31 protein-coding genes are annotated in these 26,499 nt (G+C 56.1%); 25 read left to right on the forward strand and 6 right to left on the reverse strand.

Going from position 1 to position 26,499, the window contains the following annotated elements:
• Positions 1–78: 78 nt before the first annotated feature.
• From ACM62Q_RS01980 to ACM62Q_RS01995, 4 genes are read left to right on the forward strand one after another with little or no spacing between them, the layout of a single operon-like run.
• Positions 79–444 carry a hypothetical protein gene (locus ACM62Q_RS01980; protein ID WP_415033302.1) on the forward strand — a complete coding sequence of 122 codons (366 nt, stop codon included), beginning with the start codon at positions 79–81 and terminating at the stop codon, positions 442–444.
• 48 nt (positions 445–492) lie between these two features.
• Positions 493–1,410, forward strand: coding sequence for a hypothetical protein (locus tag ACM62Q_RS01985; protein ID WP_415033303.1), 918 nt, complete (start codon positions 493–495; stop codon positions 1,408–1,410).
• Positions 1,373–1,693 (forward strand): hypothetical protein, encoded by a 321-nt coding sequence (locus ACM62Q_RS01990; protein WP_415033304.1) that lies wholly within the window; start codon positions 1,373–1,375, stop codon positions 1,691–1,693. Before ACM62Q_RS01985 ends, ACM62Q_RS01990 begins: the two co-directional genes overlap by 38 nt.
• The gene (locus ACM62Q_RS01995) at positions 1,683–2,495 is read left to right on the forward strand and encodes a DUF6036 family nucleotidyltransferase (protein ID WP_415033305.1); all 813 of its coding nucleotides are present in this window, start codon (positions 1,683–1,685) and stop codon (positions 2,493–2,495) included. The genes ACM62Q_RS01990 and ACM62Q_RS01995 overlap by 11 nt, the downstream gene beginning before the upstream one ends.
• A 105-nt stretch (positions 2,496–2,600) precedes the next feature.
• Here the strand turns inward: ACM62Q_RS01995 and ACM62Q_RS02000 are convergent, their stop codons facing one another.
• The 3 genes from ACM62Q_RS02000 to ACM62Q_RS02010 are packed head-to-tail and all read right to left on the reverse strand — an operon-like array spanning position 2,601 to position 3,807.
• On the reverse strand, positions 2,601–3,221 hold the full coding sequence (locus tag ACM62Q_RS02000) for a YiiX/YebB-like N1pC/P60 family cysteine hydrolase (RefSeq protein WP_415033306.1): 621 nt from the start codon (positions 3,219–3,221) through the stop codon (positions 2,601–2,603).
• Complete coding sequence (locus ACM62Q_RS02005) at positions 3,218–3,589, reverse strand: DUF4878 domain-containing protein (RefSeq protein WP_415033307.1); 372 nt, start codon at positions 3,587–3,589, stop codon at positions 3,218–3,220. Before ACM62Q_RS02005 ends, ACM62Q_RS02000 begins: the two co-directional genes overlap by 4 nt.
• Complete coding sequence (locus ACM62Q_RS02010; RefSeq protein ID WP_415033308.1) at positions 3,586–3,807, reverse strand: hypothetical protein; 222 nt, start codon at positions 3,805–3,807, stop codon at positions 3,586–3,588. The genes ACM62Q_RS02005 and ACM62Q_RS02010 overlap by 4 nt, the downstream gene beginning before the upstream one ends.
• Positions 3,808–4,729: 922 nt before the next feature.
• Between ACM62Q_RS02010 and ACM62Q_RS02015 the strand changes: the two genes are divergently transcribed.
• Genes ACM62Q_RS02015 through ACM62Q_RS02030 form a run of 4 tightly spaced genes read left to right on the forward strand, consistent with a single transcriptional unit; the run spans position 4,730 to position 7,121 of the window.
• Positions 4,730–5,110, forward strand: coding sequence for a hypothetical protein (locus ACM62Q_RS02015; RefSeq protein WP_415033309.1), 381 nt, complete (start codon positions 4,730–4,732; stop codon positions 5,108–5,110).
• Complete coding sequence (locus ACM62Q_RS02020) at positions 5,103–5,921, forward strand: hypothetical protein (RefSeq protein WP_415033310.1); 819 nt, start codon at positions 5,103–5,105, stop codon at positions 5,919–5,921. Before ACM62Q_RS02015 ends, ACM62Q_RS02020 begins: the two co-directional genes overlap by 8 nt.
• The gene (locus ACM62Q_RS02025; protein ID WP_415033311.1) at positions 5,908–6,558 is read left to right on the forward strand and encodes a hypothetical protein; all 651 of its coding nucleotides are present in this window, start codon (positions 5,908–5,910) and stop codon (positions 6,556–6,558) included. Before ACM62Q_RS02020 ends, ACM62Q_RS02025 begins: the two co-directional genes overlap by 14 nt.
• Entirely contained in the window at positions 6,558–7,121 is a 564-nt protein-coding gene (locus tag ACM62Q_RS02030) for a lytic transglycosylase domain-containing protein (RefSeq protein WP_415033312.1), read from the forward strand. The genes ACM62Q_RS02025 and ACM62Q_RS02030 overlap by 1 nt, the downstream gene beginning before the upstream one ends.
• Before the next feature lie 11 nt (positions 7,122–7,132).
• Here the strand turns inward: ACM62Q_RS02030 and ACM62Q_RS02035 are convergent, their stop codons facing one another.
• On the reverse strand, positions 7,133–7,876 hold the full coding sequence (locus ACM62Q_RS02035; protein ID WP_415033313.1) for a hypothetical protein: 744 nt from the start codon (positions 7,874–7,876) through the stop codon (positions 7,133–7,135).
• A gap of 31 nt (positions 7,877–7,907) precedes the next feature.
• The gene (locus ACM62Q_RS02040) at positions 7,908–8,300 is read right to left on the reverse strand and encodes a hypothetical protein (RefSeq protein ID WP_415033314.1); all 393 of its coding nucleotides are present in this window, start codon (positions 8,298–8,300) and stop codon (positions 7,908–7,910) included.
• Between the two features lie 435 nt (positions 8,301–8,735).
• Between ACM62Q_RS02040 and trbB the strand changes: the two genes are divergently transcribed.
• The 5 genes from trbB (at position 8,736) to ACM62Q_RS02065 (ending at position 14,488) form a co-directional block, all read left to right on the forward strand.
• The gene (trbB, locus tag ACM62Q_RS02045) at positions 8,736–9,692 is read left to right on the forward strand and encodes a P-type conjugative transfer ATPase TrbB (RefSeq protein WP_415033315.1); all 957 of its coding nucleotides are present in this window, start codon (positions 8,736–8,738) and stop codon (positions 9,690–9,692) included.
• A gap of 415 nt (positions 9,693–10,107) precedes the next feature.
• Entirely contained in the window at positions 10,108–10,716 is a 609-nt protein-coding gene (locus tag ACM62Q_RS02050; protein WP_415033316.1) for a hypothetical protein, read from the forward strand.
• 674 nt (positions 10,717–11,390) lie between these two features.
• Entirely contained in the window at positions 11,391–11,723 is a 333-nt protein-coding gene (locus ACM62Q_RS02055) for a TrbC/VirB2 family protein (protein WP_415033317.1), read from the forward strand.
• Between the two features lie 15 nt (positions 11,724–11,738).
• Positions 11,739–12,047 carry a conjugal transfer protein TrbD gene (gene trbD, locus ACM62Q_RS02060; RefSeq protein WP_415033318.1) on the forward strand — a complete coding sequence of 103 codons (309 nt, stop codon included), beginning with the start codon at positions 11,739–11,741 and terminating at the stop codon, positions 12,045–12,047.
• A complete protein-coding gene (locus ACM62Q_RS02065; protein ID WP_415033319.1) occupies positions 12,047–14,488 on the forward strand; it encodes a helicase HerA domain-containing protein in 2,442 nt (813 codons plus the stop codon). The genes trbD and ACM62Q_RS02065 overlap by 1 nt, the downstream gene beginning before the upstream one ends.
• Here ACM62Q_RS02065 and ACM62Q_RS02070 read toward each other — a convergent pair.
• The gene (locus ACM62Q_RS02070; RefSeq protein ID WP_415033320.1) at positions 14,482–14,775 is read right to left on the reverse strand and encodes a hypothetical protein; all 294 of its coding nucleotides are present in this window, start codon (positions 14,773–14,775) and stop codon (positions 14,482–14,484) included. The genes ACM62Q_RS02065 and ACM62Q_RS02070 overlap by 7 nt on opposite strands.
• Here ACM62Q_RS02070 and trbJ point away from each other — a divergent pair.
• From trbJ to ACM62Q_RS02130, 12 genes are all read left to right on the forward strand, one after another.
• Positions 14,775–15,476, forward strand: coding sequence for a P-type conjugative transfer protein TrbJ (gene trbJ, locus ACM62Q_RS02075; protein ID WP_415033321.1), 702 nt, complete (start codon positions 14,775–14,777; stop codon positions 15,474–15,476). The genes ACM62Q_RS02070 and trbJ overlap by 1 nt on opposite strands.
• A 10-nt stretch (positions 15,477–15,486) precedes the next feature.
• Positions 15,487–15,750 carry a hypothetical protein gene (locus ACM62Q_RS02080; protein ID WP_415033322.1) on the forward strand — a complete coding sequence of 88 codons (264 nt, stop codon included), beginning with the start codon at positions 15,487–15,489 and terminating at the stop codon, positions 15,748–15,750.
• A gap of 2 nt (positions 15,751–15,752) precedes the next feature.
• Entirely contained in the window at positions 15,753–17,375 is a 1,623-nt protein-coding gene (gene trbL / locus ACM62Q_RS02085; protein ID WP_415033323.1) for a P-type conjugative transfer protein TrbL, read from the forward strand.
• A gap of 122 nt (positions 17,376–17,497) precedes the next feature.
• A complete protein-coding gene (locus ACM62Q_RS02090; RefSeq protein ID WP_415033324.1) occupies positions 17,498–18,922 on the forward strand; it encodes a hypothetical protein in 1,425 nt (474 codons plus the stop codon).
• Between the two features lie 49 nt (positions 18,923–18,971).
• Positions 18,972–19,628 (forward strand): VirB8/TrbF family protein, encoded by a 657-nt coding sequence (locus ACM62Q_RS02095; RefSeq protein WP_415033325.1) that lies wholly within the window; start codon positions 18,972–18,974, stop codon positions 19,626–19,628.
• Complete coding sequence (locus tag ACM62Q_RS02100; RefSeq protein ID WP_415033326.1) at positions 19,625–20,677, forward strand: TrbG/VirB9 family P-type conjugative transfer protein; 1,053 nt, start codon at positions 19,625–19,627, stop codon at positions 20,675–20,677. Before ACM62Q_RS02095 ends, ACM62Q_RS02100 begins: the two co-directional genes overlap by 4 nt.
• An 11-nt stretch (positions 20,678–20,688) precedes the next feature.
• Positions 20,689–22,011 (forward strand): TrbI/VirB10 family protein, encoded by a 1,323-nt coding sequence (locus tag ACM62Q_RS02105; protein ID WP_415033327.1) that lies wholly within the window; start codon positions 20,689–20,691, stop codon positions 22,009–22,011.
• 4 nt (positions 22,012–22,015) lie between these two features.
• Positions 22,016–22,648, forward strand: coding sequence for a hypothetical protein (locus ACM62Q_RS02110; protein ID WP_415033328.1), 633 nt, complete (start codon positions 22,016–22,018; stop codon positions 22,646–22,648).
• A gap of 327 nt (positions 22,649–22,975) precedes the next feature.
• Positions 22,976–24,337: an LPD7 domain-containing protein gene (locus tag ACM62Q_RS02115; RefSeq protein WP_415033329.1), complete on the forward strand. Its 1,362-nt coding sequence runs from the start codon at positions 22,976–22,978 to the stop codon at positions 24,335–24,337.
• A 56-nt stretch (positions 24,338–24,393) separates the two neighbouring features.
• A complete protein-coding gene (locus ACM62Q_RS02120) occupies positions 24,394–25,017 on the forward strand; it encodes a hypothetical protein (RefSeq protein WP_415033330.1) in 624 nt (207 codons plus the stop codon).
• 27 nt (positions 25,018–25,044) lie between these two features.
• The gene (locus ACM62Q_RS02125; protein ID WP_415033331.1) at positions 25,045–26,280 is read left to right on the forward strand and encodes an ArdC family protein; all 1,236 of its coding nucleotides are present in this window, start codon (positions 25,045–25,047) and stop codon (positions 26,278–26,280) included.
• Complete coding sequence (locus ACM62Q_RS02130; RefSeq protein ID WP_415033332.1) at positions 26,277–26,495, forward strand: hypothetical protein; 219 nt, start codon at positions 26,277–26,279, stop codon at positions 26,493–26,495. The genes ACM62Q_RS02125 and ACM62Q_RS02130 overlap by 4 nt, the downstream gene beginning before the upstream one ends.
• Positions 26,496–26,499: the final 4 nt, after the last annotated feature.

Raw genomic sequence — 26,499 nt, forward strand, 5'->3', positions numbered from 1 at the left:
TATTTTCATTTTTTGCCTTCCAAAAGTAACGCTAATTTTAGGTCACCCTTGGCAGACTAAATTTCGGGGGAAGCTCAGTTGGAGGCTGCCGCCAACCTTGGCGTCCCTGAGATCGATTTCCCAAGGTCGTGGCGGCGGATGTGTGATGCCGCATCTAGTGGCGCCTACTGGTCGCTGTCGTCGGCTGAATGGCATGCCCTGCAGAAATTTGGCATTCAGGATCTTCGGCACGCTGGCGAAGGTGCTGTGCATCGGAAGGCAATGGAAGACATCCTGAGAAAGGCCGTTCGCTTGAAAAATCTGCCGCCGCCGCCAGAAAAGCCTGCTGGGATTTTGTCCGCACCACCCAGAACGCCAGAGGATCTGGCAAAGGGGCGGGCCAGGGCCGGCGATCTACTGAAAATGTTGCGCAAGGAAAATTCTGCTAATAACGTACGAACGTAATTAAATGGGGTGTATAATAATTTCGTGCGTACGAAATAGGAGAAGGCGATGCAGGAACAGGAACACCAAAAGCGGGGTCGGGGCAGGCCAGGCACGTATGCCAGCGCTGCCGAACGAGCACGCGCCTGGCGCCAGCGCCAGAAGGATCTGATCGACCAGGCACAGAAGCCGGTGGTCGTTGAGCGGGTGGTTGAGCGAGTCGTGGAAGTCAAGGTGCCAGTGCAAACAAAGGCGACTGGCAAAACGGTTACGCCAGATCCGGCCACGCTGATCCCCATTCTGAAAAATCGGCTGGTTGGATCGTACGGTGGCGAAGCGGAGGCCAAACGACTCCGAATCAATTGCGCTCGTGCTGCCAGCACCGCCCAAGACCTGCTTTCGCTTGTCAATGCTGCGCTCCTCCCTCCGGCTGAGCGCGCATTCCTGGAGCAGGTCTCCCGCTTTTTTAACGCAATGAATGAGGGCTTCGAGCTCGCTCAGCGTGGCGCGAAACGCGCGAAGGCCAAGGCTGATGCTGAATACAAGGCGAAGCACAAGGCACTGGTCGAGGAGACTGTTCGGAAAACGTTTGGCGATACTTTGAACCCCGAGACTGTGCGAGCTACAGCGCTGGCCGCACTAGAATTTTCCAGCAAGGAAACGAGGCAGGCTGAAGCAAAGCGGCTGGGTGTTGATCGCGCCTATTTTTTCATCAACAGGGAATATGATCTGAGGGCGGCGCTGAAAAGGGAAAACGTTCAGGAAATTGCACGTGAGCTCGCTGAGCTTCGACTGGACATTGCCGAGCGCGGTCGGCGCTGGACGGACCAGCGCGAAGAAACTTGTTACAGCGCGGGCTGGCTGGATTTTGTTGGCTGGACTAGACTTTCAGCTGACTCCGTGTTCACAAGGTCTCAAAAAAAGCTATCATTGCCGCATGGAGGGCGTGATGAACAGCCACGGATTGGCCCACATTCGGGCGCGTGAAGACAAGCTTGTTGCAGATGAGCAAAGGCGCCAAAAGCTTTTGCCGGTCGCTCGTGCGCTTCGCGATCCAGACGTTGCAGCCGTCATCATCAAAGAAGCCCGCGTTCAGGTTCAAAAGTGGCGCGACAAGAAGCTCTGCTCTCCTTGTTACATTGAGTCTTGGGAGTCCTTGCTCGATTCGCCTGAGTTAGCGGCAAAAATTCTCGAAGACAAATCGAAAAACGCCAACCAAATGCGGCAAAACAGCCCGTTCGTGTCAGCCGTTCGGCGATATGCGGCTTGAAGACATCCAGGTAGCGCTCGAAGCAGCTTGCAAAGTCAGCTCCCAAACCGAGTTTGTTATTGGCGGGAGCCTTTCTGTTCTTGGCACGATTGATGTGCCTCCAGAAATGATGGCCATGTCGATTGACATCGACTTTTACCCACTCAGAAATCCTAAGCGTGCCTCTGAAATCGGTTTGGCTCTTGGAGAAAATTCCTCATTTCATGAGCGTCATGGGTTCTATTTGGACCCCATTAGTCCAGAGCTACCCGTTCTGCCGCGCAAATGGCGGGATCGGATTTCTGAGGTTAAATTGGGTGATGTCACTGCGTTCTTTATGGATTTAAACGACATAGCCATCTCGAAGTACGCACGAAGTGCTGACAACGATTTTCGGTGGATAAGTGCTGGATACGAGCACGGCATTCTTGATCTGACAACAATTGAAGCACGAGTTCGCTTTGAAACAGATTTCATCCTCGATGAAGATCGCCAGAACGTGAAGCGAGGGTTAGTGCTTCATAGTTCTTGTTTCGCCCCAGGCGGGGTTTTTAATGCGGAACTTGCAAATTTTCTTCAGGGCAACTTGGATAAGCAAGTGCGACAAGCAGACTTAGAGAGCGGGCGTTATTGCGGCGAAGTCCTCTGGTCTAACCAATCTGCTGTTGTTCAGTCCAAAGGCTGTGGTGAGGTTGTGGTTCATCTGCTCGACACATTGGACGTTTCTCCTCCAGAAGGCTCAAGGCCAACGATTCGTTACAGGAATGGGCGGGCCAAGGTTGACATGTTCCCCAAGAAAAAAAGCCTTGATTTGGGCCTGTAAAAATGCTGCTATCTGGCGGTTTTGCCCACAGATCTTTATCGGTAGTCGAATCTAGTTACTATAAGTCAGCCTAGGCGCTGTTTTATCGGGGGGCTGGTTGTTTGCCTAATTTTTAGGCAATAGGGTCTCAAGTGCTGCAAAGAGGTCGTCCGGCATGATCACCGGATCAGAGATCATTAGCACCTTGCGCGGTTCAATTTTGACGCTTGCCCCCGCGTCGCGCATCGCAACAACGAAGAGCTCCGTGCAGTACATTCGCTCTCCGTTGTCAGACAACGAAAAGTCGTCGTCGAAAGAGCGTCCAAGGTACCGGGTGGCGGCTTGGGCAGCGGCTTCAGTTGTTTTGTTTCCCTGGATTCGCGTGCCAGCCGATGCTTCAGTGAGCCCAAAAAATTGAGTGGGCGTTTCCAACACAACGCCGCGGTCGATAGCATGCACGATGTACAGCGGGCCATCCGGACGAATCTGTGTCACAACGCCCACATGAGACCAGGTCGTGCTTTGACGCCGAACGAACCCTTGCATCGCAGCGATGGCCTCGGAGATATCGCCGATGCCACGCCTAAACACAACGTCGCCGGGCTGCAGGTGTGAAATCAGGGCGTCTCGCCAGCCAGCAGGCTCAGCCGAAACCGGCTGGCTGAGCGCTACGGCAACGGCCGGCTGTAGTGGCAAGACAGCCAGCGCGGCAGCTGCAATCATCGCGCCAGCTGCCAGCCCGATCATTGAACGGTGGCCAGCCATTTTCCACCCGTTTTCATGAGACGCCAGCGATCCGGCTCCGGTTTGCACTTGTCGTTATTGAAATAGACAAACGAGGTGCCCGTCCAGGTATCGCCCTTCGCAGCCGTTTCCTTGATCTCGATGCTCTTGATGCCATCGCACGCGTCGTATTTGCGGACTTTCTGGGCAACCATCGCAGAGAGCTTGGATCCCCAAAGCGACTTGCTGCTTTCGTCGATTGATTCCAGCGCTTGGTCAACCTTGCCTGCGTCGACCGCCTTGTAAAAATTCCGGACGGTCGATTCTGGCGAGGATCCGCAGCCCGTCAGAAGTGCCGCAGCGAGTGCGGTGCTGATGATTGCCGCTTTCATTTGCTCACCTCATCGCCGGCGCCGCTCAATCCCATCATGATGCCGCGTGCTTTGATGTGTGCGATTTCCATTGCTACCGCCACATCCTCGGGCGAAACACCAGCGGGGAGCTTGACTGAATAATTTTCGGTCAGCTGTCGCTCGCGCTCAATCGCACCGCCGGCGCCGACGCCAATCGCGAACATCAGAGCGCCCAATAGTGCCAATTTCTTTGCCATATCGATACCTCAAGTTTCGGTTAGTGGTATTCATAAGCCAGCGCGCGGAAATGAATTTTGATCGTCAAGCAAAGCGCGACGGTCGGGGTCTCGGGGCAACGCCCTGAGCAGGTGGGGTGGGAGCGCGTGAAGGCTTGCCGAAACGTGGGAACACCCCCTTACCCTGCACTAATAAATCCCTTACGAATTGGCAGTGAAACGGGGTTTTGCAACGATTTACAGCGTGTTGCGACAGGCTGAGTAACAATCTACAACACGCTAAATAACAATTTGCAGCACGTTGCAACAGGCTCAATAACAGGTCATGACTAGCTACATAACAAAGTACAACATTCCATAACAAGCTCCAGAACAACTCACAACATTGCGCAACCGGCTCGATAACAAGTTGCAACGCACTGAAAAACGAAGTGCAGCAAGTCATGACAAGCTCAGTAACAACTTATTTCCGCCTCCACGCTTATAGGTATGTGAACTTATGGAGGCTGGAATGGAGCCGGCTACTGAAGAAGGAAACGACGAATTTCGGGATCTGTTGAAAAAACGGCTGGATCTTCGGTGGTCAAAACTCACCTCCCAGGCGGCTGCGGTGGTGGTGAGAAGGTATTTCGATTTATTGACTGACTACCGCGATAGGGGCGTCCCGTGGGAGTGCATTTCAGAAGAGCTTTGTGCTCTCGGGTGCGTCACCACTCCAAATTCCCTGGCGGCGACTTACGCTCGTGCAAAGAAATCAATTCGAGCCAAGGCTCAACCTTTACCCAGTTCGGAGGGGGGAGGGGGGCAAGAAAGGCTCGCTGAGTCTCTGCCGGTTCATGCACCTGTACCAGTACAGGTGCCGACACCAGCCCCGGCGCAAACCGCTCAGGCGCCAATCCCTCGCCGGGTAGATTCACGCCCACTTACACCAGGCGCGGCGTCAATGCTCGCGCGCATTCAAGAGGCAAACGCACGAGTGTCCGAGGAGGACAAAAAGCTCATGCATCGTCTCCTGGACGAAGTACCGAAGCCAGGCCGCGATTTCACCGCACAGTTGAATGCCCTGCGTTTCTGGACCGCGCCTGACGGTCGAGTGCTCGATGTCCTGCAAGACGCGCCGAAGGATATTGAAAACGACAATTCCCTTCGTCCGAAATTTCAGATGGCGTCAGTCATGTACGCCAATGCCCGCCGCGACTGGCTGGTAAATGCGGGCGTTTGCGTTGTTGGCGGAAGCGGCAGATTGCTCATCGCTTACAAGCGAGCTGAGCTACCACCACTGACTATCGATTTAGCGAAAACAGTCGCTGATCACCTTGACTGAAGAGTTCGCCAGGTTATTTCCGCTTGCTGGCTTATGTACACCTATTAACCAAGCACTGGAGATTCAAATGGCTTGTTTTATTGTTGATGGCGATAAGGGCGGCACGGGAAAATCTTTCGTTGCTCGTGCGCTCGCGGATTTTCTGATTCAGAAAAAGGAAAGCGGTCGTGTCGTGATCGTGGATTGTGACCCGTCAAATGCCGACGTTGTTTGCCCGAACGGATTTCATGCCAAGGAAATGGTTGTCGGTGTGGAAGTGCTTGGCCTGGTCACTCCGATCAATAGCCAGGAAGACTGGTTTGCCGCGATCGACGCGGCTGCGAAGGTTAGTGCACCAGGTGCCGATTTTGTTTTCTCGCTCCCGGCGGGCGCAGGCCTGTATATCGACGATACAGTGCTTGAGCTCATGGGCTTGATGGCTCCTGTGTCCACTGTGTGGGTTATGGGCAAGGACGAATCGAGCATTGACCAACTGGCCGCTCGTCTTGAGCGTGCTCCGGCTTTTTATGAGCACGGCCTGATCGCGCTGAACGAGTATCACGGCCCCGCTGCGCGAGGCACATTCGAAGATTGGTATACGAGCGCACCGCGCGGTGAGGCGGTCGAGCGTGGCGAGTGGCGGGAGATTCTTGTTTGCGTACTTAATGCTTTCGTAACACGCCAGATCGGCACTATGCCTCTGCATCGCGCCCATGATCTTTCCCGGGATGGCGAGATGTCTCCAACAATCGCTATTGGTGTGCAGGCTTTCCGGCGTGCATTTTGTGCTCAGCTTGAGAAAGCCCTGGAGTACAGCCATGTCCGTCATTGATAGCAAGAAGCTCACCTCGAAGCGGCCTCAGGCAAGCTCTCCTAGAGACAGCCTGATTTCCGCCCTGAAGGGCGGATTGCCGCTGACGGAGGCGGAAGAGCGTGTGATCAATGCCATTAGTGCAGGCTACGGCCTGGCCGACTCAGACCCGTTTTGGATCCTCATCCTGCCGCCGCTGCTGAAAGGCAGCGATGGGGAGGTCAAGGAGTTGCTGCAGCAAACCCTGAAGCGCTTGGATCCATCGAAAGCGCTCGATGAGGCGGACAGGCTTGCTGACTTGAATATTACCGTCGGCAAACTCACCCAGACGCTGGACAAGCGCATTGAGCGGGGAGTGGCCAGTGCACTCATTGAGGCGGAATACGCCCCGGTGTCGTCGCGCCCACCAGTGCAGCCGTCGTCCCCGGTTGACGTCGGCCAGATCCGCCAGGTCGTCACGAAGGCCGTCGATGATGGGGTAGATCGCCTGCGAGCCTTCCGCCCTGGCGTCGCAGCTGCAGTCCTGATCACCGTTGCCTCAGTTGCTTTCTTTGCCGGGATCGCTATCGACAAAGGTGCGTACGAAAAACACATTGCCCACCTGGAAGCAAGGGTGGCTGCGTTCGAATCGATGGGGAAAAGGGGAGGGGAGCGCTGATGCTTGAGCTTCTGCTTGCTTGCGCCCCAGCTGTCGATCCCGTGACGATGGCCGCCATCGTCAAACAGGAGTCTGGCGGCAGCCCCTGGGTGATCTATGACAACACCGGCAAGCGCTCATACCGCCTCTCTAGTAAAGTGGAGGCGGTATTGAAGGCAACTGAATTGATTTCTGCAGGCGCGTCTGTTGACTTGGGTTTAGCTCAGATCAACAGCAAAAACCTTCGCCGTCTCGGACTTTCTGTCGAGCAAGTGATGGATCCCTGCACGAACGTCTCTGCCGGCGCGAAGATCCTTGAGGGTAATTACAAGCGCACTGGCGATCTGAATTCGGCGCTCAGCATGTACAACACCGGTCGAGCGGATTCGTCGGTCGGGCGTGCTTACACAGAAAAAGTGTTCCGCCACGCCGGCGTGGTGGTGCCGGCGATTCCAGGTGGCCGGCTACCTGAGCTACCTGATGCGCCTGGTGCGCCGCTTTCATCTGGCGGGAAAGTGCGCGCGGACCGAGTTGTACCGGTTTCGCCATCGGCGCCGGCTGGGTTCACGCCGCGCTGGTTTTAAAACTATCTATTTCATGCGGCTTCTAGCTGAGGCTGCTTATTAAGTTTTTTTAGCTCACGAGCGGAAAGTCCAGTCGGGCTGTACTGCTCCTTAAGCTTGTTCAGCTCATCAGTTGACATGCCAACCGCTTTAGCAGCCTTAGCGATAATTTTTTCACAGATAGCTCTGCGCGACTCGGAGATCATCGATCGACCGCTCCGGCAGGTCAGGCCGAAGGCTTCCCCGGCCATATTTGCAATTCGCTCGCCCTGGCAGATGCGCAGCTGCTCCACGTAATCATTCAACAACTCTGCTCTGTCGCCCGCATCCTCTTCTTGCAAATTGTACGAATTGACATCGTCCCCGTCATCGTCGTCCCCGTCGTCGTCGTCGTCGTCCCCGTCGTCATCAACGAAATGGTTATCGAAATTGAATGCGCCTGCTTTAAAAACTTGGCGCTCAAACCAGGCTTGAGCGGCATCGTCATCATCATCATGGCGCCCCGATCTTGAGTGGTTTTGAATGCGCGCCGGGCGGTCTACAGCGTCTTTTTTGTGTCGCAGAGACATGAGCACGCAAGCGTAAAGTCCGCCTCGATTTTCTTCGTTAAATAGACGGTCATCCACACCTTTTAAATCCACCTGGTGCATGATTTCGTCCAGAATCTGGTCATCGTACTGCACAGCGCCAGGCGCTTCTATGTTCATCGAGACGAACCAGCTTTTAGAAAGAGCGACAGCTACTGTGTAAAGCTGAAAATATTTTTCGTTATTCATTTTTGCCTCCCAGAAAAAATAAATAAATAAATTAGACCAACCCAAGCTCAAGCTGAAGCCGAGCAGAGTTTTCTTTTTTCGTGCGATTTTGGGCTTTCTGGCTGCCAGAAAACAGCATCTGGAAAATCTCCAGGGCGTATTTCTTTGTGATTTTTCCTTCGCGCAGCATTGTGCGGATCGTAGCGAGGACCGCTTTGATCGTAATGAATTGCGTGCGCGCGATTTTCAGTGCAGCCCACGCCAGCTGGAGGCTGCGAGCCTTCCGGATGGCGGCCAGGTCGGCACCTGTCTTCTTTGCCCACATCACAAAAGCGCTGTCTGAGTTGCAGAAGAGACGTACAGCCAGAATCTGGTCGTGAATAGAAGTGCCGACCAAGCGGTCACAGACTGATTCTGCTTGAATTGCTATTGAATTTTTTGTCATTTGGACCTCCAAAAAAACGTTGATATAAAAAACCAACGTCTTTTCGGGTCCGCAAGCCGGGAACCGATCCCCTCTTGCTGAGCTTAAACCTGACACGCCTAAGCCCGTTCACCCTGGGAGCACTCTGTACCCGAGTCTGTTTCCTCGGAATCAGCATAATTTCTTATGCCTAGCTAACCCACTTCGGTTATTCAAGTCTGTTAAGACCTGTGGAGGCAACTCAACGACTTGCGGTATTCATTCGTTGTGTTCCAGCCATATATCTAACTGTACCCACGACCCAACCGGATTGCAACACCTTCACAAACTTTTTTTAAAAATATTGGTAACGGTTTGTTACGGCGTAAATATTTACTCCATTCTGCCGTTTATGAAAACGGCAGAGTGTATTTCCGCGGCTGTGCTTATATTCATGAATCGACAAGGAAGATATTCATGAGTAACCATAAAACACACACTGCCACTCGCCAGATCGATGCGCTCAAGCGGGCGCTGGGACATGAAATTGAAGCACTGCTGAACGATCTCGCGGTCATTGAAGTGCTGCTGAACCCAGATGGTGCGTTGTGGGTCGAGCGCCTGGGCGCCCACGGCTTGGAGCGCGTGCACTCGATCGATCAAGTGCGGGCGATGTCGATCATCACCACGGTTGCTAGCCTTTTAGACACAACGGTCACCGCTGAGCGTCCGATCCTTGAGTGTGAGCTGCCGCTAGATGGCAGCCGGTTTGAGGCTCTAATTCCACCGGTCGTGCAAGCGCCAACGTTTTCGATCCGGAAAAAAGCCTCGGCCGTGTTCACCCTCGATCAATATGTTAACCAGGGGATCATGACGGATCGCCAGCGCGAGCGGATCCAGGCAGCTATTGAGCAACGGAAAAACATCCTCGTTGCTGGGGGGACAGGGACTGGCAAGACGACGCTGGCCAATGCGTTGTTGGACCACATTTCAAAGCGCGCGGCAGAGCATCGCATTGTGATCATCGAAGACACCCGGGAGCTGCAGTGCCAAGCGCCGAACACTGTTTACCTGCGGACCTCAGATCAAGTCGACATGACGCAGCTACTGCGCGCCACGATGCGCCTGAGGCCCGATCGCATCGTTGTGGGTGAGGTCCGCGACAGGTCTGCCCTGGCGCTGCTCAAAGCGTGGAATACCGGTCATCCGGGAGGAGTGGGAACGGTGCACGCTAACGATGCCGCAGCCGCTCTGGTGCGGGTCGGGCAGCTGGTACAAGAGGCTGGTGTGCCGCCCGCGCCAGATCTGATTGCCGAAGCTGTCAATGTTGTTGTCAGCATCCAGCGTGAGCGAGGCAGCCGCCGGATTGGCGAGATTGTGGAGGTATCAGGCTACGACAGCCGGAGTGGATTTCGGTTTGAAAAGGTGGGGTAACCCTTTTCTTTGCCCCCAACCCCCCCGCCCCGCAGGGGCAGGCCTTTGGCACGCAAGAATGGCTATCTCTAGTACTCAGATCGAAGACATCGAAGCTCGCGCGAAGAAAATGACCCCGGCAATCCGCTATGTCACGCCCGGCTTGATGTTGTTCTTGGTTCAGGTAAACTATTGAAGGGTGTTGAGCTGTTGGTTCACCCGCTTCGTGTTCCTCAGTTTTCTGATTCCTCTTACAGCAAGGACTCATTGGTCGATGTTTGCTTTGTACGTGATGAGCACCAGCAGCCAACTATTGTGATGGATGTGCACCCGCTGCTGAGTTTTAGATACTAATTTTGTTAGGGCAGCTGCCGCGCTCGCGGAGCTGAGCAATTGGGTTGCGGCGTTTGATTAGACATGAATAAGGGGAGTTGATATGCGAAAAATTCTTGTGACGCTGGTGCTGGCGGCAGGTAGTCTCGGGGCAATTGCGGCGCCGCCGGTGTACGATATCAATGACTTCAGCTTGGCCGGCGTGAAATTGGGCATGACCGCTGATGAAGCAAAGGCCGCCATGGCTAGTCACTACAAGAAGTCGCCGGCAGACATCTACGTCAAAGGCGGTGCGCACCCCACGTTGCTGTCGTCGCATCCGCTTCACAGCACAGTTGAGGGAATGTACACTGTGGTAATGCTGAGCGAATCGAATCCGCCACGCGTCTACGACGTTACGACGCGATTACCCGCTGCGATGACCGCGGCCAACTGGGTTGGCGCTATCAACGAGACTGCTAAGCGTTATGGCCCACCGACCATTCGTCGGTCAGAGCCTGGTCGGCGGGAAAGTGCAATTTGGTGTGACAAGCGCACGGACCCAGCCACCATCAAACGTGGGTTTATGTGCGATAAAGAGGGTGCGTTTGCACTGCGCTACTCGACCTCGAAGTTGGATACGACCGCCATCACACTCACAAGTTACAAGATGAACCGCCAGTTCCAGGCCCAGTCAAAGCCTGTAGAGGCGGGGCCGGCATTCAAGTATTGAGTTGCAGGCAGTAATACCACCTGAAACAGGAACATAGTTTACTTATCCTACACTGGGTAGTAATCGACGAACCCACATGAGGCGGCCAACGAGCCGCCGAAACAATAGGCTTTTCGGGGTTTGAGGTTTTTGCTTTGCTAGCCCCGCGGCCGGTAGGCCCCCGGCGAAGCCTTCCGGCGCTTGGCCGGTCCCGCGCGCTTGGTACGGGCTCTGCTGCTGCTCATCAGTGTGCGAAAGCCGTTGCTTGCGTATTCCGACGGATCGCCGCGGCCGTAGATCATCCAATAGTCGTTGATGGAATGCTTGGCGACAGCCATATACGCCTCGGAATAGGACTTGCGGACGTTCTGGCGCTGGCTTTTTGAGCTCGGCCAGCATGCCCAGTTGGGCTTCGTAATATTCGTGATTGCCGGCAACGCAAATGACTGGCTGCCTAAACGTCCTGCCGGCCCAGGCAAGGCCGCGTGTATGGATACCAATGTCGCCACAATGTCGCCAGCCAGGATCACTACATCGACATCAAGCTCTGGCGGTGGCCTCCTGATGCCCAGCCCTCCAAGCCCGGCCAAGCGCCGGGTTTTTTACGCCCCCGTCGCCCAGAAAATCATTTCCGCTTGTTGGCTTATGTGTATGGCCCAGCCATACCTTTTCCAACTAGCCTGGAGGCTTACCAAATGAAAATCATCGCATCTACAAAATCGTGTTTTGCCCGCGGCTTTGCCGCAATCAGCACTGCCCTGGTCTCTGCCAGCGCAGCGGCCGGCGGCGCATCGTTGCCGTGGGATGGCCCGCTTGAGACGCTGCGCAACAACCTGACTGGCCCGTTTGCCGCCAGCGTCTCTGTGGTCGCCTTCGTCGCCGCCGGCGTGGCGCTGATCTTTGGTGGCGAGGACATGAGCTCGATCGCGAAGCGGATTCTCTATGTTGTCCTCGGGGTCTGCATTGTCGTGTTCGGCCTTCAGTTCCTGTCGGCTTTGGGCATTGTTTCCGCTGGCGCCTTGGTGTAAGCGGGGGGCGCTGGCATGTCGCAGGAACACGACGACATCAGCGTCCCGATTCATCGCTCTCTCACCCGGCCGATGCTGATGCTGGGCGGGGAGCGTGAATTTGTGCTCGCGCTCGCAACCCTCGCGGGGGTTTTCATCTTTTCGCTTGCCCAACTTTGGGCGGCCCTACTTGGTGTCGCGCTCTGGCTGATCGGCATGTTTTTCATGGTCCGAGCCGGTCGATACGACCCCCAGCTCTCAAAAACAGGCATTCGTTCGTTGCGGTACAAGCGCATCTACTCCTCCGAGTCGACGCCGTTTGCGCCGGTACGGGAGGTTAAATAATGTTGCTCAAGGATTTTCGTAGCAAGGCGCACTGTCTACCGGACCTGCTGCCGTTCGCGGCACTTGTCGACAACGGCATTGTGCTCACAAAAAGCGGGGGCTTCCTCGCCGCTTTTGAATTCCGTGGACCGGACCTGGACAGCGCCACAAAGGCCGAACTGGCCGCCATGGCGTCTCGCGTAAACGATGCGCTAAAGCTTGATGACGGCTGGTCCATCTTTGTTGATGCGGTGCGTGGTGCAGCACCAGGCTACATGCCACAGGGTGCATTCATCGACCGCACGACGCGTTTGATCGACGATGTGCGCCGCCTCGCGCATGAATCTGAAGAGTCGGCCGGCTTTGAAGGCCGGTTTTACTTGACTGTTTTTTGGCAACCGGACCCGGACGCAGCGTCAAAGATGGCAGCAACGTTCGTTGACGGACGCAAAGACGTCGGTATTGCCGCCCGCAGCTTGACACGCTTCAAGCAAGCGTTGAACGAGATCTATGATCGCATGTCAGGCGTTGTGCATATCCGCCAGCTGCTCGACAGCGAGACGGAAGATGGTTTGTCAAGTGAGCTCATTGGGCACCTGCAAGCGTGTGTAACGTTCGCGCCGCGCGGTCCATTTTTGCTCCCTGAAACCCCGATGTATCTTGATTCGATCATCGGGCGCCGGCCGTTTGTCACTGGCTTCGAGCCGAAGGTTGGCAAGACGACCGTGATTCCCGTGTCGATCGTTGGTTTTCCGGGGCGTTCGTTCCCGGGGATACTCGACTTCCTGTCGCGTCTGCCTGTCGAATACCGCTGGTCCAGTCGCTTCATCTACCTCAATGAGCGCCAGGCCGACAAGGTGCTCAATGGCTATCGCTCGAAATGGGGTCAGAAGCGCAAGAGCCTCTTTAATTTGATGAAGGAAAACTCGGGCGGCACGGCTACGCATACCAACCTCGACGCGGACGATATGGCCAACGACGCGGTCAATGCGCTGGCAGAGAATTCGTCCGGGATCGTTCGATTCGGCTACTACACTTCGACCATCCTCCTGCACGGGGAAAATCCGCAGCAAGTGCGCGAAATTGCCCGGCAAGTGGTCAAGCACGTCACGAATATCGGCTTCGATGCACGGATTGAGGAAGTCAACGCGGTCGAAGCGTACCTGGGCTCGATCCCCGGCAACATCGTTGCAAATGTCCGCCGGCCGCTGATCAATACCGCAAATCTGTCGCATTTGTTGCCGATGACAGCTGTTTGGGCAGGCGCCAAGGAACAGCCGTGCCCGTTTTATCCGCCAAATTCGCCCGTCTTGCTACAAGCCCGCACGGATGGTTCAACGCCATATCGCTTGTGCTTGCATGCTGGGGATCTCGGACACACGGCGATCGTCGGCCCGACGGGCTCAGGTAAATCGACCCTCGTCGCGACACTGGCCGCGCAGCACTTCCGGTATACGAACGCAAAGGTGTTCGTGTTCGACAAGGGCTATTCGATGCAGCCGCTCGTCTGGGCGGCCGGTGGTCAGCACTACGACATTGCCGGCGATACAGATGACATCGCGTTCTGTCCGCTTGGCCAGATTCACACACAGTCAGAACGGGAGTGGGCTGTAGAGTGGGTTGAAAACCTTTGTGAGCTGCAAGGTGTCACGATGACACCAGAGTACCGCAAGGAGATCTTCCGGGCGGTGCAGCAGCTGGCAGAATCGACTGATAGCGCTGCTCATCGGACGATCACGAACCTGGTCATTTCTCTGCAAGATCAGACGCTACGTGATGCGGTGCAGCAATATACGCTCGCCGGTGTCGCCGGCCGACTGCTCGACGCTGAGAGCGATTCGCTCCAAGAAGATGTATTTCAAGTGTTCGAAATGGAGCACTTGCTCAACAGGGGCGATCGTATTGTGCTGCCGACCCTTGCATACCTGTTCCACCGGCTGGAACAGCGTTTTGATGGCTCGCCCACGCTTTTGATTCTTGATGAAGCCTGGATTCTCCTGGGGCACCCCGTGTTCAAGGCCAAGATTCGCGAGTGGCTGAAGGTGCTGCGCAAGCGGAACGTGTCAGTCATTTTTGCTACGCAATCGCTTTCCGATTTGTCACGTTCTGGCATTGCCGATGTGATCTTTGAGTCGTGTCCATCGAAGATTTTGTTAGCAAACGCAGAAGCAGGTACGGATGCGCTTCGGCCGCTGTACCAAGCGATTGGACTTAATGATCGGCAAGTCCAGATCATTTCTACGATGACGCCAAAGCGAAGCTATTACCACCTGCACCCAGAGGGGCGCCGTCTGTTCGATCTGGGCCTCACGCCGCCGGAACTGGCGTTTGTTGGTGCTTCAGACCGCGAAAGCCTGGCAAGGATTAAGACGTTACGCGACACCGTTGGTCATGCGTGGCCGGCAGCTTGGCTGAGAGAGCGTGGCCAGTATGACGCCGCCGTGATTTGGGAGAGCTACTGATGCTCATCAAAAACCGGTCTGGCCGTCCGGTTTTCCCGCAAGCCTCCAGCGGGTTTCACGTGGTCGAAAGGCCACGAGGCCACTTTCGCGCGTGCCTCGAGCTTGCGCTGGTCGCTGGCGTGGTCATTTCCGCCGCCGGGCATATCAGTAGGCTTTAAATAGAGGAGGTAGTTGTGGGTGTTTTTCTCGCAATCATTTTTTTTGCTGCCGCCTTCGCCTGTGGCGGCGAGGGCTCGGTGTCGGATGCTGAGCGTGATTATTCCGTCGAGTTTCGAAAGGACAAGCAATGAAAATCCAGAAACGCATGTTGGCTTTGGCAATAGCTGTCGCATTGCCGCTTGCTTCTATCCCCACCGCACATGCTGGTGGCGCAACCGGGGGCGCCACGGAGGTCACTCAGATTCTGAACAACATTGAGCTGGTGTCGATTTATATGACCGAAATTGAACAACTGGCGCAGCAGTTGTCGATGTTGGAAAACATGGTCACAAATACCAACTCGTTGCCGATACAAGCGTGGAGCGGTATCGACAATCGGCTGACCGCTCTTGTTAATGCAATTGCTGCCGTCAACGGCGTGGTCAATGCAACAGAAGGCGCGCTCGCTCAGGTTGAGCAGCAATTTGGTAACGGCGATTTGTTGGACGCGTACGAGACGCGCCTGCGCGCTTGGACGCAAGGCTTGAACCGTCAGATCGGTACAGCTCTCGAGCAGATGGGTATGAACGCGAACCGTTTTAGTTCGACACAGCAAGCGCTCGCGCAAATACAAGCCGCGTCGCAGTCTGCAACTGGACGTATGCAGGTACTACAGGCCGGCAATCAGATTGCAGGGCTAATGGTTAATGAGATGCAGAGCTTGCACAGCACAATGATTGCAGCCGAGCAGGCCCGACTGAACGCGGTGGCGATCCAAGAAAACCGTGATGCGCAAGAGCGTGCAGCATATCAAAAATGGCTGAAGTCGCCCCGTAGCACGGGTTGGTAAGGGAGTAGAAATGGAACAGAAGAACCAGGAAAAGAAAAAGTTTGATTGGGGAACGGCAATCGACATTGCCAAAACCGGTCTTGAATTCGCTGAAAAGGTGGTCGGCGGTCGCAACATCCTGATCGCCAGCGCGGCTGGTCTGGCGTTGGGTGTTGCAGTCGGCGCGATAACGGCCTCGCCGTCTGAATCGGCGTGCAAGGAATACACAATCAAGCAGCAGGACAACAACGAGCAATTCAAAGAATGGCTGCGTAAACGGAACAGCTGGGGCTGATCATGAACACGAAAACGGTAAGTCGAATTAACCGGCATTACTTGCAGGGCTTGCTCTTGCTTGTGCTTGCCGCCGCAATGCCCGCAGCGCACGCGACGGGCATCGTGGATACCATCGTCAACTCAGCCGAGATCGCCTCGGGCGGCTGGGTTAATACCGCTCTGGGCTACGCACAAAATCTGTTTTTTGGCTTGGCAGCGATTGAATTTGTGTGGGCCGGCACGCAACTGTTGCTGCAGAAGAGTGAGTTATCGGAAGCGGTTGTCGGCTTGCTGATGAAGATCGTCACGATCGGCTTTTTTGGGATGATGCTCACCATGGCGCCGACGTGGATGCCGATTGTCATTGAGTCTTTCAAGATCGCCGGACAAAACATCGCGGGGGCGCCAAACCTTTCTCCATCGAGCGTTATTGACCAAGGCATTGGTGTTGCCGCTCTAATGATCGAGCGTGGCATGGGCATGAATGGGGGTTTTATGCAAGCAGCGTTCGGGGACGGCCTTGGCAAGTGGTTCTTGAGCGCAATCATCATCGGCTTGTCCGGGATTATGGTTGTCTTGGCGTACGTTGTCGTAGCGGTGCAGCTTGCAATTACCCTGATCGAGTCGTTTATCGTGATCGGCGGCGGGATCTTGATGCTCGGTTTCACGGGGTCGCGCTGGACGATGAGTTTTGGTGAGCGATTCTTTGGCTACGCCGTGTCGATCGGCGTGAAGCTCTTGACGCTGTATCTGATCGTCGGACTTGGATCAACGATGACGACGGCTATCATGGATCACATCTCAACTATTGCTGCGGCAAACGGCGGTCACCTTGGCTTCACGGACTTCCTTGGCGTCGGCGGCGCATCGGTTGCATACGGTGCGATAGGCTATTTGGTGCCGGGTCTCGCAGGCACGATGCTCAACGGCTCGCCGTCGTTGTCCATGTCGAATATGTCTGCAGCAGGGAAAGGTATGGCCAGCGCCCCGGTGGGTGCAACACTCTCCGCGGGGGCTGCTGGTGCGCGCGGTATGGCGCTCGGTGCGGCGGGAGCAGCTGGAATTGCATCGCTCTTTGCTGGTGGCGGAAAAGGAGGTTCAATCTCTGGTTCTCCGTCGGGCGGTGGTCTTGGCGTCGGCACAATCTCCGGCAATCCGGGCAACGGCGCTGGCGGAGGCAGTGGTCTCGGCAGTAAACCAGGCGGTGGATCGGGTGGTGGTGCTGGCGGTCCCGCCGGCAATGCATCTGCTGCGCCGTCAGCCGGACAAGGTGCTGACGGGAAAACCCAGGATGGGAAGGGGGAAAGCAAGGAAAGCGCTCAGAACAAGCCCGAAACATCGTCCGGCACCTCGGCTGGCACCTCGGCTGGCCAAACGGGAGCGGCAGGTGGTGGGGAAGCGCCAGGCTTCCAGGCAGGGCAGGGGAGTCAGGCACCGCGCTCGATGGATCCTGAACGCCGCGATTTTGAGCGGGCATCAGGGGGGGGCTACAACCAGCAGCAAGCGCCTTCGCGGCTCTCCCGGTTTGCTCAGTCGCTCAACGGCGCCGCTCGTGAGATGCAGTACGCATCACGCCAGCATTCAGGCGGGCTCCCTCACGACGGCAGTACGGGTGGTGCGCCGAATATCCGGTTGAATATTTAGTCTATTCACAGGTGTGGAATTTTGATGCTGCTCAGCAGCAGAAAGGGTTAAAGATCCCCGCTTCGGCGGGGTTTTCATTTCCGCTGTCCGGCATATGTACACCCAATAAAAAGAGGTGTTGTATGCGTATCGATAAATATCTGGCGGCGGCAGGTGCGTCTGACATCGAAGAGGTCCGGCCGTTCCTATGGCAATTCAAGCTTCAGGGCGACATCCATCCGGCGGGTCGAGCGACAACGACGCGCGATGGTCTAGCCAGAATCTGGCACCGGGGCGCGCAATCCGGGTTGCAGTTGAGCGACACCTGGTCGAGCTCAGACCCGGTCGGTGTGGCCGAAAATCGCAAGGTGCCGTCGTACATTGCCCGACTCTCGAATCTTCGCGAAGGCGAAAAAATCGAGAAGGCTGCAAGGCTGGTGCAGCGTTTCACAGCGCCAGATGCGGAGGTTGAGGCGGCGGCGGTATCTCTGCTCGAAAGCTATGGCTGGACAGCTCGCGGGCGTAGCGCAGGCGTGCTTTACATGAATGATGGCAACGGTTCAACGCCGGCCTGCCGACTCGCGGTTTCCAACGGCATTGCATCGGTCTGGTCGTTTCGCGGGGATGTTGATCTGCCCGCGCCGTGGCGCCCTGGTAATACAACCCGAACTGGCGAGAAAACGATGTATGTCACGGTGCGGGATCTTGCACTTGAGAATGTTGTTGCAGCCCCTGCCCGGGTTGAGCGGCCGCCGCAGGAGCGGCCGGCAGTGGATCCTGGGTTGGTGAGTCTTGTTCATGATGCGTGTCGCCTAGGCAGTGCGGTACCGGCCGATCATCGGCACCTCACCAAGTCGGGCGCCCGTCTGGTGGGCGAAGATCTTCGTGTTGCGCCGCCTGGGTCGCCGCTGGCCGGGGATGTTGTTGTACCGCTCTTTCGGCCGTCGGATGATCGTAAATCGCTGGAAATATCGGGCGGTCAGCGCTTGTGCTCAAAAACGACAATGGGCACGGACAAGATGCTGATCACGGGGTCGAAGCTGGCTGAAAGCATGGTGCCAGTTCCCTGGTCGCCCATGCTGGGGTCCGGCCAGATGAGCCTTGATCGCTGGGCAGAATCGCTCGACAAGTCGCGCCCGCTGGTCCTGTGCGAAGGCGTTGCCACTGCGCTGGCGGTGCATGAGTCTGGTGCGGGCAACCCGATTGCCTGCGTGTCTTCCGGCAATTTGCCAGCTGTCGCGAAATACCTTGCTGAAAGCGGGCTGGCCGCCCAGTTCCCCGCTGTCGTGGTGGCTGCTGATTACGACATCGCAGTGCGCGATGGGAAAGCAGTCTCAAAAGGCATTCCCAAGGCGCTGGAGGCCGCCGATCTGTTGGCGGCGAGGGTTGCATTGCCGCCGCCTGGCTCGCCCGTTGGTACGGATGCCCGGGATCTTTATGCCGCAGGCCCGGATGCGGTGAGGGCATACATCGAGTCAGCCAGATCTCCCGCAGAAATTCAGCAACGCCCGGACGTGGCGCGTTTTTTTTCTAGCCAGATCCATCAGAAGCAGGGCGTCGAAAGGTGATTTCCGCGGCGTGGCTTATGTACCAGGTTCAATAAAAACGGAGGACCACATGGACAAGGTAGCAAATCATTATTTAAACGGCCGGCGCGAGTGGGATGAGCGCTACGGCGATCACATTAAGCGTGCGCGGAACTGGCAGATCACCGCGCTGGCATCCCTTTTTGTTGCAGGTATTGCCTGCGCAGGTATCGCCTACGTTGGAGCGCAGTCGAAGATCCAACCGTTTGTTGTTGTGACCGATCAGCTGGGCTCGCCAGTCGCAGTTGCTCGGCCGGCTAGCATGAGTAATGCGAAGGCCGATCAAAAAGTCATCACATCTACTCTCGCAAATTGGATCGTCAATGCTCGCACCGTCACGTCAGATGTCGCCGCACAGCAAGTGATGGTCGACAAGGTTTATGCGATGGCGGGCCGCCAGGCAGCTGAGTACTTGAATGGCTGGTTCAAGGACCACTCGCCGTTCGGTGGCAGCGAAACCAGTAGCGTCGAAATCATTTCCGTGCTGCCGCAGTCTGCGGATACGTACCAGTTCTCCTGGATCGAGACGCGCAGTATTTCCGGGCAGATGGCAAAAAAGCAGCGCTGGAAAGCACTGCTCACAGTTGCGCAGTCGGATGAGCTCGCAGGCAAGCCAAGTGTCGCAATCTGGAACCCATACGGTCTTTACATCAAAGAAATTTCTTGGACGAAGGAAGTCGAACAATGAACACAAATTCGAGAACCGTTCTTACGCTTGTTTTAGCGCTTTTTTCTGCTCAAGCATTCGCCACGGGTACGCCCATGACGGGTAATTTCAGTGTTTCGTGGGCGGGCACTGAAGTGCTTCCTGACGACTCTGCACCCGCCCCAACTCCCGTACCGGCGCCGGTTAAATCTCAGTCGCCGGTCAAGCCCCCTGTGCAAGAGGTGCTTGCGGCCAATCCGGCGCCGGTACCGGGCGTTGAGCGCGTCATACCGCAGCCTGCCGTGAAGCGTTTGCAGACGATCGAGCAAAAGCGCCTGGCTGCCCTGCGTGACTGGGAAGCGTCGGGTGTTGCTGAGGCCCTTGTTAGCCAAAACGGCGCGATCGAGTATCCCTATGGCTATGCCCGACCCGTGATTGCTTGCGCGCCGCTGCATGTCTGCACGATCACGCTGATGCCTGGCGAGTCCATCACCTCGCTGTCGCTGGGTGATACGGTCCGCTGGTTGGCGCAGCAATCAACAGCCGGCAACAAGCCAGTGATCGTGGTCAAACCAGTTCAAGCCGCAATCAGCACAAACATGGTGGTCACCACGGACGCTGGCCGTGTCTACTACATGCACCTGGTCGCAGACAAATCGCAGTATGTGCCGATGGTCAGTTTTTACGATCCCGCGGCAATGATGCGCCAGGAGCACGCAGCGATTGCAGCTGCGGAAGCTGCAAAGGCGGCTGCAGAGATGGTGAAGGTAAAGCGCGACCAGGAAGTGATTGCCTCGTTCAAGCCGGGGTTTGATCCGGCTAAACTCGATTTCGACTATCGCTGCCGCGGTAACGAGGATCTGCTGCCAGCGCGTGTTTTCGGGTCAGAAACGCATACCTACCTGCAAATGCCGAAGGACCAGAAGGCCAAGGATGCGCCAGCCGTATTCGCCATGCGTGGTGAGCAAACCGAACTGGTGAACTTGCGCACCAAGGGCGACTATTACGTCATCGATGGTCGCCCGTCTAAGTTCCAGTTGCTGCTGGGCGTTGGTAGTGATCAGCGCGCAGTGACGTGCGAACGCAAATGAGCGAGGGGATCATGAACGAGAAAAAACAGGAAATCGACGATATCGACGGTCCGCTTGAGATCGACGGTCGCATGCATGCGCTGTCATCTCGCGTCGGTGTCTCGAAGAAGGGGCTGGCGATTGGCAGTATTGCGGGCGTCGCACTTCTCGGCGCAGTCTTGATCGGGATCAGCAATGCCGGCCCGGGCAGCAAGCAGACTGAGGAAAAGGCAAAGAGCTCAAGCGATATGCCAGGACAGAACCAAGCTTACAACGTCGCGAAGGACATTAAAGTACGCGAGCCGGAACAGGAAGGTGGACCGCTACAAGTCCGCGATGAGCCTGTGGCCGTTGCTAGCGCGACGAACACCGGGCCGCAGCAGAAATCACCGCAAGAGCAGTTCGAGTTCTGGCGCGAGAAGCATAAGTACGAGCGCATTCAAGGCGCGATCTTGGCTTCCGATGCGGCATATACCTCTGAGCTGACAAAGACCTCGGGGGCATCTATGGGGGGGATTCGTCCCGCGAGCATGCAGGACGATCCGATGGCGCGCATTGCCGGCGCACGCAATGGCAACCTTTCCGCGCTGGCAGGGTTGACAGGCGCAGGGGCGTCACCCGCAACTCCAGCAGCGGCGTCGGTGTCCTCTATGCCGCCGATGCTGGCTGCAGCAGCGGGCGCAGATACTAATGTTGCGCAGCAGTTGCGCAATAGAGAGTTTTTGCGGGAAGCCGCCGAGGCGGGTTATTTGCCGGAGCGGGTGAAGCAAAAAATGGGACAGCACGAACTGGCGGCCGGATCGATTATACCGGCAGTGATGCTGACGGGAATTAACAGCGATCTGCCCGGCGTGATTACTGCACAGGTACGCCAGTCGATCTATGACACGTTCGATGAGAATGTTTTGGTGATTCCACAAGGCTCGCGCCTAGTTGGTCGCTATTCATCGCAAGTCGCGTACGGACAGGATCGTGCACTGGTAGCTTGGGACGAGCTGATTATGCCGAATGGTCAGCGCATGAACTTGCGCGGCATGTCGGGCGCGGACGGGATCGGCCAGGCCGGTTTTTCGGATCAAGTGGACAACCACTTCGTACGCATTTGGGGATCTGCCTTCCTTGTTTCAATGTTGGGCGTGGGGGTGCAGTTGTCCCAACCTCAAAACGCCAGCGTGAACACTTCGCCGACAACCGCCCAGCAGGCAAGTAGCGCAGCAGCGAACAGCTTGAATCAAGCAGGCGGGAAAGTCTTGGACAAAAACCAGGGGTTGTCGCCGACGATAATGATTCGTCCGGGCTACACATTCAACGTCATCGTCAATAAATCGCTGGTTTTGCCGGCGTATCGGGGGTAACACAATGAAAAAAGCTATTCGCTCATTTGTTGCGGTTGCTGTTTTCGCCGCCGGTACAGCGACAGCCCAAGTGTCGGGTAATGCCGTAGTTAAATGTTCGGGCGAGCATGCAACTTTGTACGTCTCTGCATACACATCGACGGCCGACGCTGGGCGTCCTGGCGCTTGGTATGTCGCTGCTCATCACCCCACTGATTTGACGCGAGTCGCATTTTTAACTCCGCTCGGCTGGAGAGAGCCGGATCGCGGCGGGTTCGTTCCCTACTCGGAGCACAGAGCCGGTATTCCGGCATCACTGGAAGTTCGAGCGTGCCTGCCCCAAGCTGTGCATGACGACTACGGGTATGCAACTGTCGATTTGTCGAGTTGCAGCTACACCAGTCAACACCTGGCGGGCTACATCGTAAAGGCCGGTTACGGTGTATTAACGCCGGCGGGCGAAAAGCTGGTGAGCAGCCGGCGCGAGCGCATGGAGGTAGCTCGTCCGCTCTTCGAAGAGCGAGGTAAATGGCGTACTGAGTATGACGACGACGAACATTTACGCGAGTCGCTTGTGCTTAAAAGTTTGCGCGAAGAGCACCGTGTTGCAGATTTCTTGGTGGTGCCAACCGTGCACTGCCCGGAAGGCTTTCATTAAAAACAGAGGTCGCGTGATGTCCAAAAAATGCGAAGTTTTTGAGTTGGTCCCACCCCCGCTATCTGTCTTAGTGCAGGAGTCTACAAGTCTTGGTCGTGCTCGCTCAACGAACGAAATCATCGAAGCCATCGCGCGGCTGCGCGGTCAAGTGCCGGCGGCAGATCTGGTCCTCGCTGCCTGGCGGCAGACACTACCGCTTGTGATGTCGTTGAGCGAAGAGGAAGACTTAATAGACCGTGTTGACTGTTTGCTTTCCGACGTTTGATGTCGAAATCCATTTCCGCCTGTGCGCTTATGGGATGGAGGCAATATTTTCAGGAGATGTGCATGGAAACCGTTGTTGAAAAGGTCGTCTTGAGCGACGAACAGAAGAAGCGCATGGAAATTCTGGACGCTTACCAAGCCGAAACCGCCCCGGTGCGTGAAGCTCGGAACAATGCGCTTGCCGATCATGAAGCGGGCGCTCAGGAAAAATGGATGGCGATGCAGGGTGAGCTTGAGATTGCCCGGGCAAAGTCCATCGAGCGCTTACGTGCCGAAGGGCGTGATGATCGCCAGGTTGCCTCGTTGGTTGCTGTCGAACTGGCCGGCATGGTCGAGAAGCACATGATCGAGCGGGAGCTCGCTGCTCGAAAGCTGGATCTGGCCGTGCCGAAGACGTGGCTTGAGTACTTGGAAGAGCGCAAGCAGAAAACGCCCGAAGATCCAACGTTGGACTCAATGATCGAGGAGGCCAAGGCAGCGCCGCTGCCTGCGCTGGATGGTCACCTCAAGAACCCGCCGCAAAATGCAGTGGTCTCTGAGCTGATGCCCCGGCCCGGCAAGGATGGCCAAATGGATTACATGCGCGGCATGCTTGTGTCCATTTCTGACACGGGCACCCGGCTTGATGTGAAGCGTTCGGATGATCGAGACATTGAGGCTGCACTGAAAATCGGCGCACAAAAATTCGATATGGAAAAGGGCTTGATGCTGACAGGCGATGCAGCCTTTAAGGCTCGTTCAGCGGAAATCGCAGGCCGCCTTGGTTACAAGCTGCAGAACACTGAGCCGGAAGTCCTGATGGCTTACAAGCGTGGACTGGAAAAGCGTACGACGGTTGAGTTTGCACGTGTGCCCTCCGTCGAAAACGGCATTGCTGGCGATGCGCTGGATCGTGCCGTTGCTGTCTTGAACGGTCCGGCTATCCTACGTGCAGATCCCCAGACAATTAAAACGCTCCAGGACAAGCTGATGCCAGGCATTGAGGTGTCCGCCGGCGAGACGATTGTCATGCCGGGCGAGCGTGTGATGGCTGCGAATGCTGAAATTCGCGAATTGCCAACGGATGTGCTGCCGATTCTTGCGGAAGTCGACATTTCCAAGCTGGACGGCGGCCTCGCGCCGGAACAGATTGCCAAGCTAGCCAAAGAAGACCAGGGACTGGTGGAGGACGGCAAGCTTACTCAAAAGGCCATCGATATTGTGCTCGTGCGGGACGATCGCGTTATCAAGTCACGCGAACAACTCTCGCCAGAAATGCGTAACGTGTTCTGGCCAGTCTATCGCACTAGCGGTGATCGCGTGCGTGAAACCGAACAATCACGTGATCTAGATCGTACGAACGGAATTCCTGAGCCCGAACATGCCGCCGCGCTTAGTCTGGAACCGGCGAGCAAAAAGGTCAAGCAGCCGGAATTGAGCCGCTGAACAACTCGGGGGAGGGCGCTAAATGGTGCCCTTCCTTGGTTTTCTAGGAAATTGCAATGACAAAACCCTTGGAAATGCTGAACGAACTGCTTTCAACGCCCGAAGGTGCTGATCGCCTAAAACATTTGTTGCGATTTATGCCGTCATCAACCCACGACACGCAAGAGATGGTGCCATTGAACAAGATTGTTTGGAATGCAAGCCATCGGGTGTCCAACAGCGTCACGGATACTGATGAAATGAAGCCGGTGTCGCTTTGCAAGATCACAATTGCGGGAAGGGATCTCTATTTCGTCAATGACGGTAATCACCGGTGTGAAGCGCGAAGCAATGCCGGTCAAAAAGATATTCTGGCCAATGTTAGCTACTTTGAAGCCCGTCTAGTTGAAGTCCACAGCGGCATTAACGGCGAATTTAAAATATATCGCAGCGAAGGTCGGCGCGACTGGCGAAACAAACAGCGGATTGACCGTGAAGAGGTTGATCTGCTTGAAAAGCTTGATGGAAGTCGAGAAGGCTGTTGCCCCGCCGCCCGTGCGGAAAAGCCCGCTTCGGAAAATCAAACAAGCCCTTGGAATTGGAGATTGAAATGGACGAAATTCGTGTGTGCGATGCAGAACGATTCGGTATCGACTTTGAAAGCGCTGAGTACAGCTACGAGATTGGCGCAGAGGATCTAAACGAGGTTGCCCTGGAGGAAGATGGCCATGGCAACTGAGCGCGACGTACGACAAGAGGTCACAGACCGGATTCTGGCCGCACTGGAGCAAGGCACGATGCCCTGGCGGCGAGGCTGGACTGATGACAAGCAAGCTGCTGTTGGCTTGCCCTCCAACGCTGCGACGGGACGGGTATACAACGGCGGCAATCGAATGATCCTGCTTGCTGCTGGGATGTCCGCTGGCTACCAGGACAACCGCTGGCTGACGTTCAACCAGGCTAAAAGCCTGGATGGCGGCGTCAAGAAGGGCGAAAAGGGCGTGGCTGTGGAATTCTGGGACAAGCTGCCGTTCTGGAAGCGCCGTGACGTGACGCTGGAAGTCGACGGGAAGCCGGTCAAGCTGGCCGAATCTCCTGCCTGGGAGAATCCCGTGAAGGTGAAGCTGATGAACGGTCGAGAAGTGCCAACGAAAGATATTTCCGTGGTTCATGACGGCAAGCGCCACACCTGGCGCCAGGCGGAACAGGTTCTATCGACGCTTTTTTCGAAGGCGCACACGGTTTTCAACGTCGAACAGTGTAATGGCTTGAAGATCGAGCCTATCCAGATTCGCTCTGATCCGGAGTTTGGTCGCGCCGGCTACATTGTAGAAGGCATGAAAAATGATGGCGTTTCTCTGTCGCACGGCGGTAATCGGGCGTTTTACAACCCCGGCCGCGACAGTGTACAGATGCCTCACCAGGATCAGTTTGAGTCAAATGAGAGCTACCTGGGCACGCTACTGCATGAGCTTGGCCATGCTACCGGCCACGCGGACCGTAATAGCCGCGAGTTCGGCGGTGTGTTCGGGTCGCCCGAATATGCCCGCGAAGAGCTGGTTGCAGAGCTGACAAGTGCGTTCGTTGCGGCTGAAACAGGCATTGGCTTTGGCGATGAAAACCACGCGGCTTATATCGGGTCGTGGATAGAAGCGCTGGGCAAAGACAAGCACGAACTCTTCCGAGCCGCAACTGCAGCTTCTAAGGCAGCAGACTACTTGATTGAGCGCGGCAAGGAGGTCGAGCAAGAGCGTTCGAAGGGGAGGGGGCAAGAAGGGGGCTTGGAAGAGGCCCAAGCCCCTGAACTGGCCGCATTGCGAAAGATTTGGACCGAAAAAGGCGTGTCAGCAGAAAGGCAAGAGGAATTGCTGGCCGACATTGCAGCCAAGGCCGCTCCAGGTGCGCAGGTTGGTCCGTTCCGTGTCCCAGGAAGACCAACACGACAGGAAGGGGTAGAGCGATGAGCTTGTTCAAGACTGCACAACGAATTTCGCTGGTCTCCGATGTTGCAGAGGTTGCCGCCGTACCGGCAATGGATGCGGTTGGCGCCTTGGCAGCGCAACAAATTACGGAGAAAATAGTGGAGGGGGTGGTTGAAGGCCTTGCGCCCGATCGGCCGCGAAAGAAGCGCAAGCCTCGTGATATCGATTTCGACGGTGGGCGCTCGATCGAGTTTTAAGTCC

The organism is Azonexus sp., from assembly GCF_047638095.1.
Taxonomy (GTDB): Bacteria; Pseudomonadota; Gammaproteobacteria; order Burkholderiales; family Rhodocyclaceae; genus Azonexus.